Below are 11,607 nucleotides of genomic sequence, written 5' to 3' on the forward strand. Positions count from 1 at the left end.
ATGAAGAAATCAAATGTAGTTCAACCATATGATCTGGAAAGCATAAACATAAAAAACTGGGTAACTAAGTCAAACATTTTAATTGAGAGTACATATAAATTATCCTTGCAGGAACAAAGGATTTTGTTGATTATGGCATCTAAAGTTCAACCTAATGACGAAACGTTAAAGACATATAGATTCCGAGCTAAAGATTTTATAGAAATAGTGGGAAATAAGAAAGGAACAGGGTTCTACTCATACTTAAAAGAAATTGTGAATGGTCTTCAAACAAAAATTCTTACCATAAAGGAAAAAGGCCGACAAAGAAACTATAACTGGGTTATTACCTCGATCTACGAAGAAAATGAAGGGTATATAACATTACAATTTCATCCTAGTCTAAAATATTTATTTTTAGAGCTTAAGGAAAAATTTACTTCGTACCAGTTAGAAAATGTTGTGAGGCTTAATTCGGTTTATTCGATTCGTATTTATGAACTTCTTAAGCAATACGAGCGTTTGAGAAAAAGAGAACTAACTCTTGAAGAATTACGTCATTTTTTAGCTATTGAGCCTACTAAATACAAACAGTATGGCCATTTTAAGAGCAAAGTATTAGCAGTGGCTCAAAAAGAAATAAATAATAAAACAGATATTCACTTTGAATTTGTTGAAATAAAAACAGGCAGAAAAGTAACTTCTATAGAGTTTATCATTACTAGTTCGCCTGCTTTGAATGGTACTAATCCTTCCGAAGTGAAGAAACTTAAATCAACTCAATCTTCATTAGATTTATTAGATAACGAAAAAGAAAATGGATTGCATCATGACTTAGTGAGTTTAGGAGTTAAGCCTGAAAAAATCGAGTGGGTTTTATCAGAATTTACAAAAGAACAAGTCGAACGAAATGTAAAATACACGCAGGGTCGTTTAGTTATTGGAGATATTACTCATCCGCATTCTTACGTAATAAAAGCCATTCAAAAAGACTATGCGAAAGTATCACAAGAATCAAAGGTTGCTACACCTAAAAAGTCTACTAGAAAAGAGTTAGTTCCAGATTTTATGATAGAAGCTGAAGATAAACAAAGGGCTTTTGAAAACCTTACATTAAAGGAAAAGCAGGAATTATTTTATGAGGAAAATGGAAATCAAATAGAATTTGAAAAAAGGCTTTTACAATTTCAAGAATTAAGAAAAATGTTAGTTTTAAATTCCGAGGAGCCAAACCAGGAAGAATTAAAAAAAGCCCAAGAAGCAGCAGTACAAGAAGTACTTCGAAATATGAACGAGGACTTAAAAAAACGTGAAGAAGTAGGCCTTAAGCCAAGGTTGGTAAATGACTTCAAAAATAAAGAATTAAGGGAAATATATCGAACCTTCTTGCATAAACAAGTTTAATAAAAAATAGTGTTGTTAGCACGCCTTCATGGGCGTGTTTTTATGTTTTTAAACGGCAGATTTTTTTGTATGAAAGGTAAATTTAATATACAATATAATAGTATTTTGAGCTAGTTGGCGTTTCTTTTGTTTTTTTATATTTATTCATAGTATATTAAATTTACCATAATTGGAGGTGTTTTATATGGATATTCCTCTGTTTGTTCAACGTTTCCTTATTCATTTACACCAAACAGGAAAAAAACATTCTACAGTTTCTATGTATAAACATGATTTGATGGCGTTCTTCAACTGGTTAAATCAACACTACCCCAATATAACGCCAGAAATCTTGCCAGAAGAGAAAAGTTGTTACGAAGAATACCTTACCTACCTGAAAGATAAAAACTTATCAGAGGCCAATTTAAGGCGTGTGGCTTCCCATCTGAACAGATTGTTAGAATATCATAATTTAACGGATCAATTTGGAGCACTTAAAGCTACAACTAAAAAGCAGAGGGATTTAGTTGACAGTGATTTTATAACTGAAAAGGATACCTTTTCGCTTTTAAGCTCTGTTGTCGGCAAAAAAAATCTGACAGAAACTCAATTACAAATACATAAATATATAGCTCCGCGTAATCATTCAATTTTGATTCTAATGCTTCATTACGGTCTTACACTTAATGAAGTAGTATCTTTAAATATAAAGGATATTAACTTTAGTCAAAATGAATTAACTATTATAACTAACAAAGGAAAACGTATCTTAGACCTTTCTAAAGATGATAAAAAAATAATATATAATTACTTTTCAGACATACCCGCCCTATTTAAACCTAAAGATTATACAGACGACCCTTTGTTTCTTTCTTTTCATCCTCAAAAATTGGTTTATTGGTACGATTACAATTTAAACAAACCTAAAAGAATTAGTCTAATTGGTGTAAAGCGTATGATTGAGAAGGAAGTTGAACGTTCAGGTATACAAGCTAAGGTAAGATCTACACAGTTTCGAAACAGTTGTATACTAAATAAAATCTGTGAAGGCTATTCAAATGAAAGTCTTATCTCCTACTTTGGTTTGTCTAGCCGTCATGCTTTGTATCGATATAAGAAATACCTAAAAACAAAATAAGCAAAGTTCTTATTTTGCTTCATAATACATCTTTTTTCATTAAGTTCAACTTATTTTTGTTGTAAAAATGAGTAATTACAATAATTGTAGATAACAAGTTCAACTTATACTTTTTACATTTTATCTAACTATAATAAAAAACCAACAAGTTTAACTTAAGATAAACTTGTTGGTTTGGAATAAAGTCGGTCACTTTCATTAAATAGAAAGTTGTTAGTTAGATAGATTAATAATGAAGCATTAATCAAAGATATTTTAACAATATTATATATAAGTGGCTAAATGTAAATGGTTATCATTCTAGAATTTAAATAGAATTTTTATTCTTGATTTAAAGCTAGATAAAGTACATTCTAGAATCAATATCATGCCTTGTCTACCAAGGTATTAATCAATTCAAGATTTAGTTATTCAAAAATAAAAATCCTCGAAAAAGATCTAATAACGCAAATAGAAAACTTTTTGAAGAAGCTCAGCTTAACTATACATATGGCGAATGGAGTCAACATAGAAAAACTAGTTATCTGTTTAATTTGCAGTAAGGAATAATAACACTTTATCCCCGCACTAAAATATATGGTTTCAAGAATTTTTGTAGCAACTATTAATCTCGAATAAAAACTAGTATAAGTACATTCTAGAATCATTAAAACTCCTTTTGTATCAAGATTTTCAGCAACTCTAGATTTTCTATAGTGGGAAACAATATTCAAGAAGAACTCTCCTATACATAAAGGTTTTAACAATTTCTGTACCTTATTTACTCTTTTACATAAAATTAACCAGAATACAGAATTAACTAATAAGGTTGAACTTCTATTCTTTACTACTATAAAAATTGTACAAAAGAGATCCCTAGTTGAATATAGACATTTTATTAATATTAAAAATAAATGCCTTATCTCTTGAAAAGTTCATATTTTTATCTAGAATTAAAAAGAGGAGGGTATAAACGGTATTTCAAAAAATTAGAATGTCGATAAATAAAAAAAAGGAATCTTTTACTTTTATCTAGAATTAAACCAGAAACGCAAACCTTGAGTAATATCTTGTGCATCTAGGTTCTAGATTTGTAAATAATCCTTTTATATCAATGTTATATACCATCTAGATTTTTTTATTTAGAAAGGGGAAGTCTAGAGAAATGTCTGAAAACTTAGATGAAGAAGTTGTTTACACCTTAAAAGATACCGTCAAATTAACTGGGTTAAGTATCGATTTAGTTAGGTTGTATGAAAAAGAATTTAATCTCCAGATTCAACGGACAGAGGGGGGCCACCGAAGATATAATAAGTCCAATATTGATTTACTAATTGAAATTAAGAAAAGAATACAAGAGCAAAACTGGAGTTATAAAATGATTAACCAATGGCTTCAGGGAGAAATCATACCAGAATCTATCGATGTTCAATCAAAGCTCGAAAAAAAGGTAGAATCTCTTGAAGATAAAGTTCAAGAATTACTTGATCGCTCTGAAAAAGGCGAGCAGTTTCAATTTGCACTTATTCAACATTTAGATGAACAAAGTCAGCTTATAAAACAGCTTACAGAAAAGTTAACGTCTCAAGATAAATATATTGAAAATAATCTAGAAAAAAGGGACGAGAAATTAACTAATGCTATTCGAGAAATTAGTGATACAAAGAAACTAATCGCAGCTGCTCAGGAAAACCTAGAATCAAAACCAAAAAGCTTTTGGCATAGGATTTTCCGTGGTTGAAAGCTCTATGGGTATAGAATTTAGCCATATTCCTATAAACGGCCAAGTTGCAAAAAAGAACGCACTACAATGTAATGAAATATAAAAAGGTTCTAGGCTACTAAATAATAGGATGTAATGTAAGTGGAGGTAACTAAAAAGACCCTTATCCTCTGGGAGGTAAGGGTCTTTTTTATGTTTACTCTGTATACCTTTAGTTCATGTAAACTTACGGGAAATAAGAAAAAGTAAATAGATACTTTTGCTATAAAGAAGTGAGCTTTTCAAATACAACTTGGTTATGTATTCCATAATACCTCTGAGTCTCCTTACAAGGGAGAGCTGTAAGAAATCCTTTATTCTCAAAAGTTAATGCTCTTCGTACTGAGCAAACTGAGCAAAAATTTCTTGAATTAAAAAATAAAATTTTGTCCAAACACCTTAATTAGTTATGTATAAAATAATCAAACATATAAAACTCTAATTCTACTAACTAGGTAGTAGACTAATATATCCCAAGATCCTTTTCTTAGTAAAAGAAAAAAACTACCGACTTAAAATACAGTAGTTTTTTTAGTTTTCTAATCTTATTGCAAATTTGTACACAGCCCGTCCCAACTACATTGTTCCAGATACTCTACTGATGCTAATAGTATCTAAGCTAGTTGAAGTAATATTGCCGTCTTCATTCACCCAGACTAAAAATCCATCGCGTATACGGATAAATGTACCAACTCCGTTAAGTTGATTTCCAGCAGAAAAAACTTCAATTCTATCACCTTGTCTTAATCCATCTAAACGAAAACCATTTGAAGATGTACCACGGTTACTTGAAGAAGTACGGCGGTTATCAGAAGTACGGCGTGAGCTACGGCGCTCGTCAGAAGTACGATTTTTTGGCATGCAATCACCTCCTAATAGAGATAATACATGATATGAAAAAAAATGAAATCTGTATAAGCAAAAAGCTCAATTAATAATTGATTTTAATAAAAATGGTTAAATAATCTAGTTTTAACTTAAAATTTTCTTTCTAATATCAATACTTGTTCAAACACTTGTAATTATGTTATTTCCTATAAAATATGTAATTCCAAAAGCTCCAAAGTCTTTGTTTATTATAGAATAATATAAAATAAATAGAACAAGAGGGAGGAAAATACGTGTGTGTTATACTGAATATCCCCCTCAACACAATAATTACTGCCTAAGAAAATTATCTAATTATGTGAAAAAGTGAGAATCAAAATTAAATTTCCAATGCTGTTACAATAAACAAGGTGGTTGCAATGAATTTTCCCCCTAAACTGAAATCTTTTTAATTAACCTAATGTAATTTATATGTCTCTCCAAGCAAATCATAAAAACATAATTTTCTTCCGTGTTTTTACTCTAAGATTTATTTTTTCATAAACTAATTTAAAAAGTTCACAACCCTAATTTACTAAAAATAGCCCAGGCAAACTCGATAATTTTTTCTATAATAGTCAATGTAGCATCATTATAAATATAAAGAGGGGGATTAGCCATGAAAAAAGCAAGAAAATCTGTGGGTAATAAAACGAAAATTTTCTTAACATTAACATCAAATAATTCAGGCAAAATTGCCAAGAAGCGTTGAGACATTTATCCATCAACCAAATTTTATAAGTAGAAAACAGCTGTCTTCGTTTGAGGATAGTTGTTTTTATTGATTTATCCACTCCTTAAGGCTCATTATTTTCACAAACCGAGGTCTGCAGAACTGTAATCAAAGAATTCAATAATACATTGCTTACAAATATTTTTTTATACATATTTTACCTAAATCCATAAATCCAATTAAAGTTTACATAAGTAATACGTTTGTCCAATCCTTTCTAACGGAACATGAATAGTCTATAAGTAACCCGTTCTTTAGGAGGGAAATAAGTGCTAAATTGGCTTGTTATTATCTCATCTGTATTCGTTATTATACTGTTATTTTATACTGTGAAATATATAGTGACACTCTTACAACTGGAGCCTTGGGAATTTACTAAGAACAATCAAATAACTGTTAACTTTAAAGAAAGCATCCCTAAAAAATTTAAGGCTGATCCTCAAATAATCGTCAAGTTTAAAGAAGAATATGTAAAGAAACACAGCTAGACATTCAATGTAAGAATGAATGTCTTATTCTACATCACAGCAAGGATCTTAACTTTCCAGTTTTCCATTCCTAGAATAATTAAATTTCCTCTCGTATCAAAGTTTATAACAAATCTAGATTTATCTAGGATGACAAAAAAAAGTTGAATTTCTATCCTTAAAATCTATAAAAACTACATAAAAGAGATTCCTAATTGAATATATAAAATTTTTTAACATCTAAAATAAATTCCTTATCTTTTGAAAATTTCATATTTTTATCTAGAATTAAACCAGAAACAAAAATCTCGAATAATATCTTGAGTACCTAGGTTCTAGAATCACTAATAATCCTTTTATAACAATGTTATATACCATCTAGATTTTTTATTTAGAAAGGAAAAGTCTAGAGAAAGTTCTGAAAACTCAGATTAAGGAATTGTTTACACCTTAAAAGATACTGTTAATTTACCTGGGTTAAGTATTGACTTAGTTAGGTTATATGAAAAATTTTTCATCTTCAGGTTCAACATACAGAAGGGGGCCACCGAAGATATAGCAAGCAGAAATATTGATTTACTAATTGAAGAAGAGAATACAAAAGCAAAACTGGAACTATAAGATGTAACCAATGGCTTTAGGGAGAAATCGTAACAGAATCTCTTGAAGCTTAATTAAATCTCGAAAAGAAAGTAGAATCGTTTGAAAATAAAATTCAACAATTACTTGATCCCTCTGAAAAAGATAAGCATTTTCAATTTGCACTTATTCAATGTTTAGATGAACAAAGCCAGCTTATAAAACAACTCACAAAACGGTTATCCTCCAAAATAAATATAATGAAAACAATCTAGAAAAGCGAGACGAGAAGTTAACTAATGCTATTCGAGAAATTAGTGGTGCAAAGAAACTTATCGCAGCCGTTCAAGCAAATCTAGAGCAAAAATCAAAAGAGTTCTGGAATGAACTTTTTTGAAAATAGAAAGGTTTGTAAAGAAAAAGTTACTTTCATTTCCTTAAATATAATTCACAAATAATATTTAAGAAAAAGCGAACACTTAAAAATTGAATCTAGAGAAGTGCTTGTTTTTTAGTTTAATCTTGAACTATAAGAATACAAATATTCCACTTAAGCCTTAACAAAAGAGTTGTAGTATACTAACTAAATTTCTGATTTACTCTTCCGTAAATACTTCTATTTTATGGCTATCTCTCTGCCCCTACTGTACTCACTAAATAATGACGCTATATAAAAGTTAAATATCCCCTTATATTGTAAATCACATAAAGAATACGCATTTTAATATTTAGAAAATATGTAAATAACTTAAATTTAAAAGGTTATAAAACTAAATATGGACTTCCTTTAAGGTAAAAACACAACTTTATCCATAAGAAAATAGTGCCTAATTTTTGTGTTAAACATACAAAATGGAGGTTTAAACAAGCATGGCTTTTCCTAGCAATAATCAATTCACACCTTTTATTATAAATGGTTCTCATGTGTTTGATGTATTAGGTGATGAATCACCTACAGATACCAACCTTGTAGGGAATTCATCTTTTCCTGCTGTTTTTTTTGCGTATGATGGGACTAATATATATTTTAGATTAAGGCTAAATTCGGATCCAAGAAACTGTAAACTAACAGCCTTTGACAATTTTGCATGGGGGGTACTTATCAATACTAGGGTACGCCAGGCACTTATGATTGGCTATTTAATGTTAACGGGTTGTAAAATAATATAAATTTAATACAAAATACCACTAAGTTAGTGAACTCTTGGAATGATTCTGATGAAGGATTAGGGGGTAAACACCAAATTTTACTAAAGCTGTTACTAATTTTGACTTCGCCAGGGTTACTGTTGCTGATTCAACCTTTGGAGGAAACTCAGATTATTTTCTAGATTGGTTCTTACCGACTTCTACCCTTTTCAGTGTATTAGGGATTAATGAAAACTCTTCCATTCGGGTTTTAGTTTTCACTTCCACAAATGCTAATAACTACAATAAGGATTCTTTGCAAACAAGTGAAGGCTTTTCGTTTGCAGACGCATTGGGTGCCCCTACTGCTATAAGTGCAGCTGATATCCGTGCAAAGTTAGCAACTACAAAAAACTTATCATCACGCCCTATAACTATTACATTGGGTCAGCAGGCTGACTGGATCTATTACAGTTTCTAATACCGGAAAATCCACAGCTACATCGATTTCATTACAAGATATTGTAGGCCTTGATAACATAACGTACGTCTTTTATCGTCAATTCAACTACTCAAAACCTTTCCCTTCCCCCCTTACCAAGTATAGTTTCTGGAACAGTGATCACAAGTTCAGGAACTGCTGTGCCCAATGCTCAAATTGCAATAACTAATAATTAATTCAGGGCTTCCAGTGGGAACACTTACCGTGGCAGCGAGTGCAGCTGACTTTGGCACCGGTATTCAAACGGTTACTCTTACCAGCTTCTCTCTCAGGGACCGTCACCGATGCGCAAACCGGCAGTCCAATCGCGGGAACCTTAGTTCAAGTGTTTGTCATAGGTATGACGGTTCCAATTAAATCGACCTTAACGGATGATAACGGGCAATATAGAATAACGGATCTTCCCTCGGCCACATATACTATCATTGTCTTTGCTCGGAACTTTACTACTCAATCTTTAAACGTTACACTAATGAATGGAAAAGAAAGAAAAGTCGATATTCAACATAATCTGTTACAGATTTCAGTGGCAAATATAAGTTAACGGGATTGCCAACCGGGACAATTATTGTGAAGGCTCGCTCTAAAAGCTTTATTCTGCAGTCCCAAGTGGTTACGCTAAAAGCTAATGAAACTAAAACTGTAAACTTTATACTTGTAAGAAGAGAAGGGGTACCTGCAGAAATAGTTGTGAACCTTCAGCAAGAGGACTTTATCTATGAAATCTTAGATCAATTAATGTCTATCAGTACAAAAAGAACTTTTATTTGGATAATAGATTCTCATAATGTACGTGTTCACCCCGCTAACGACCAATCCTTAGTCTCCTTGCAAATAAATTTGCAAGGAGCAATTGCTACAGTAGCCAGTATTATATTTAATGAACCAATTATTACTAATAAACCTAGAGTACAAAATAGAAGACAACGATCTAGAAAAAATCAAATAAATAATAAAAGAATTATTATATCTAATTCTCAAAATATTGAAATATCCAATGATGATATTGACCTTATATCTAATATTGAAGTTTTATTTCAAGTTCTTGAAACTCTGCTCATGCAATTAGATATTGTATAATCCTCGAAACTAAAACTCTAGATTAAGTATCATTAAAAGATCAATAAATGGAACAAAAATAAAAAGCTAACGATATTTGTTAGCTTTTTATTTTTGTTTTAACGCTTTAGTGAGTATTTCTTGGAGTTCATCCTATGAAAAAGCAAATAATATCTGGTAGATTATATGAGTACAGGGGATTAAGCTTTATAAATATAAACCCATAGAATTAACGAACTCTGTTTACTACAACTGATTTCTAATTATTTTTTCTATTGTTTTTTATCGTAAAGATAATAGCTACTATCCAGCAAGTAACGATCCCTATATAAGTGAAAATTTCTCCTATATTATTTATAGGCCAAACCTTAAATAATGTCCAAACATTGGTTAAAATAATAAAACCACCTACCAATACACCTAACAGAAAAGAAGGCATTATTTTCACTAACCATGCGGCGATAGGAGCTGCTATAATCCCTCCTAGCATAAGAGCTATTACCCAGAGCCAATTAACATCTTGCCACCCTAACGAAATAAGAAACCCGAGAGTAGCAGAGATAGCAATAGCAAACTCACTTGTATCAACTGTACCTATTACTTTTCTAGCTGAATTACTATTCTTAGACAATAGTATAGGAGTGGTAAGAGGGCCCCATCCACCGCCACCAGTGGCATCAGCAAATCCCGCTATTAATCCTAATGGTATAGCCTGTTTTGTAGATAAATTAAGATTTTTCTTATCACTACTCTTTTTATCCTTAAATACAAAACGGATAACAACATAAATACCCAGCATTAATAAAAATAAAGAAATATATGGTTTAACTATATCTCCTGGCACATTGCTTAAAAAACAGGCTCCTATAAAGGCTCCTATAGAACCTGGAATTATTAACTTAAAAAGGGCTTGGCGATCCACGTTTCCAAACTTCATATGGGAAATTCCTGAAGCTGCGGTGGTTACTACTTCTGATAAGTGTATAGAAGCTGAGGCTATTGCAGGAGCCATTCCAAACGTTAATAAGAGGGATGATGAGGTAACGCCATAAGCCATTCCTAAGGAACCATCAATTAATTGGGCTAAAAAGCCAATAATAGCAAAGATAAATAATTTTTTCATGTGTGTCCTCCTGTAAACACTTTAATTTATCTTCAAAAGCGACACAGTATATTTTCTTGCAAGGGATTAAGTTATATGAGAAATAGAATAGGCGGAATACCAAGTTTCATAAATTTTAAAGAGCAAAGAGGAGAGAGACCGTAGAAGATGTAAATTCAAATTATTTAGTTAGATTATTAAGAATTATCTTTTTACGACTTTCATACAATACCTGTTATTAGCGGCAAGAAAAATAAGGGTTAATTGATAAACAATTAGAGACATGAAAAAGCTCTTTAATTAAAATTCAAGGGATCTATCTATCATATATAACGTATCTCTTTAAATTAGTTTTATTGCTTGTAGATATATTATTATTTTATTTACACAGTCTTCTATTGAGTCTAAATCCGTCTCAATAACTAATTCAAGATTAACAGGTTCTTCGTAGGGAGAATCAATTTCTGTAAAATCTTGTATCTCTCCTGTCCTAGCTTTTTGCTAGAGCTTCTCAAGATCCCTCTTTTTGCATTCATCTAGTGAGCACCTTACATATATTTCAATAAACTCTTTGGGCTCTACAGGTTGTCGTACTTGATCTCTATGTTCTTGAAAAGGTGAAATAAAAGCTGTAAGAATAACCAGACCACTATCTACAAATAAATTAGATACTTCACCAATTCGCCGAATATTTTCGGCTCTCTTTTTTTCTGAAAAACCTAAATCTCTGTTAAGCCCATATCTAATGTTATCACCATCTAAAACATAATTATTGATTTTGCGTAAAAATAATGTCTTAGCCAAAACATTTGTAATTACAGACTTTCCCGCCCCTGACAAACCAGTGAACTATATAATAAAACTTTGATGTCTATTTTGATCTCTTCTTTGCTTTTTTGTAATTAAGGAATCATGCCAAGTAAATCCGT

General features: G+C 31.1%; 10 protein-coding genes and 1 pseudogene. 8 read left to right on the forward strand and 3 right to left on the reverse strand.

What is annotated here, in order from left to right; translation table 11 throughout:
• The 3 genes from Q5794_RS28640 to Q5794_RS28650 all read left to right on the forward strand — a co-directional run bounded on the left by Q5794_RS28640 (window position 1) and on the right by Q5794_RS28650 (window position 4,220).
• The gene (locus Q5794_RS28640) at window positions 1–1,383 is read left to right on the forward strand and encodes a replication initiation protein (RefSeq protein WP_214986403.1); all 1,383 of its coding nucleotides are present in this window, start codon (window positions 1–3) and stop codon (window positions 1,381–1,383) included.
• Window positions 1,384–1,567: 184 nt separating this feature from the next.
• Window positions 1,568–2,500, forward strand: coding sequence for a tyrosine-type recombinase/integrase (locus Q5794_RS28645; RefSeq protein WP_214986401.1), 933 nt, complete (start codon window positions 1,568–1,570; stop codon window positions 2,498–2,500).
• Between the two features lie 1,144 nt (window positions 2,501–3,644).
• Window positions 3,645–4,220: a MerR family transcriptional regulator gene (locus Q5794_RS28650; RefSeq protein ID WP_374989431.1), complete on the forward strand. Its 576-nt coding sequence runs from the start codon at window positions 3,645–3,647 to the stop codon at window positions 4,218–4,220.
• A 597-nt stretch (window positions 4,221–4,817) separates the two neighbouring features.
• Here the strand turns inward: Q5794_RS28650 and Q5794_RS28655 are convergent.
• Window positions 4,818–5,102: a hypothetical protein gene (locus tag Q5794_RS28655; protein ID WP_214986421.1), complete on the reverse strand. Its 285-nt coding sequence runs from the start codon at window positions 5,100–5,102 to the stop codon at window positions 4,818–4,820.
• A gap of 1,008 nt (window positions 5,103–6,110) precedes the next feature.
• Here Q5794_RS28655 and Q5794_RS28660 point away from each other — a divergent pair.
• From Q5794_RS28660 to Q5794_RS28680, 5 genes are all read left to right on the forward strand, one after another.
• Entirely contained in the window at window positions 6,111–6,329 is a 219-nt protein-coding gene (locus Q5794_RS28660; RefSeq protein ID WP_374989432.1) for a hypothetical protein, read from the forward strand.
• 871 nt (window positions 6,330–7,200) lie between these two features.
• A complete protein-coding gene (locus tag Q5794_RS28665; RefSeq protein WP_374989459.1) occupies window positions 7,201–7,284 on the forward strand; it encodes a hypothetical protein in 84 nt (27 codons plus the stop codon).
• Between the two features lie 473 nt (window positions 7,285–7,757).
• The gene (locus Q5794_RS28670) at window positions 7,758–8,057 is read left to right on the forward strand and encodes a hypothetical protein (protein WP_374989433.1); all 300 of its coding nucleotides are present in this window, start codon (window positions 7,758–7,760) and stop codon (window positions 8,055–8,057) included.
• 674 nt (window positions 8,058–8,731) lie between these two features.
• Window positions 8,732–9,061: a carboxypeptidase-like regulatory domain-containing protein gene (locus tag Q5794_RS28675; RefSeq protein ID WP_374989434.1), complete on the forward strand. Its 330-nt coding sequence runs from the start codon at window positions 8,732–8,734 to the stop codon at window positions 9,059–9,061.
• A 26-nt stretch (window positions 9,062–9,087) separates the two neighbouring features.
• Window positions 9,088–9,597, forward strand: coding sequence for a spore coat protein (locus tag Q5794_RS28680; protein ID WP_374989435.1), 510 nt, complete (start codon window positions 9,088–9,090; stop codon window positions 9,595–9,597).
• A 238-nt stretch (window positions 9,598–9,835) separates the two neighbouring features.
• Here the strand turns inward: Q5794_RS28680 and Q5794_RS28685 are convergent, their stop codons facing one another.
• Together Q5794_RS28685 and cysC are read right to left on the reverse strand one after the other, a co-directional pair.
• A complete protein-coding gene (locus Q5794_RS28685; RefSeq protein WP_374989436.1) occupies window positions 9,836–10,699 on the reverse strand; it encodes a sulfite exporter TauE/SafE family protein in 864 nt (287 codons plus the stop codon).
• Window positions 10,700–11,020: 321 nt separating this feature from the next.
• Window positions 11,021–11,581: pseudogene (gene cysC, locus Q5794_RS28690) on the reverse strand (adenylyl-sulfate kinase).
• Between the last annotated feature and the right edge of the window lie 26 nt (window positions 11,582–11,607).

The sequence above is a fragment of the Priestia megaterium genome (assembly GCF_041941685.1).
Lineage (GTDB): Bacteria > Bacillota > Bacilli > Bacillales > Bacillaceae_H > Priestia > Priestia megaterium_C.

What these genes read in the sequence shown, in the direction of transcription:
- Q5794_RS28640 (WP_214986403.1), top strand. Translation starts at nt 1, where the DNA reads ATGAAGAAATCAAATGTAGTTCAACCATATGATCTGGAAAGCATAAAC.
- Q5794_RS28645 (WP_214986401.1), top strand. Translation starts at nt 1,568, where the DNA reads ATGGATATTCCTCTGTTTGTTCAACGTTTCCTTATTCATTTACACCAA.
- Q5794_RS28650 (WP_374989431.1), top strand. Translation starts at nt 3,645, where the DNA reads ATGTCTGAAAACTTAGATGAAGAAGTTGTTTACACCTTAAAAGATACC.
- Q5794_RS28655 (WP_214986421.1), bottom strand. Translation starts at nt 5,102, where the DNA reads ATGCCAAAAAATCGTACTTCTGACGAGCGCCGTAGCTCACGCCGTACT.
- Q5794_RS28670 (WP_374989433.1), top strand. Translation starts at nt 7,758, where the DNA reads ATGGCTTTTCCTAGCAATAATCAATTCACACCTTTTATTATAAATGGT.
- Q5794_RS28685 (WP_374989436.1), bottom strand. Translation starts at nt 10,699, where the DNA reads ATGAAAAAATTATTTATCTTTGCTATTATTGGCTTTTTAGCCCAATTA.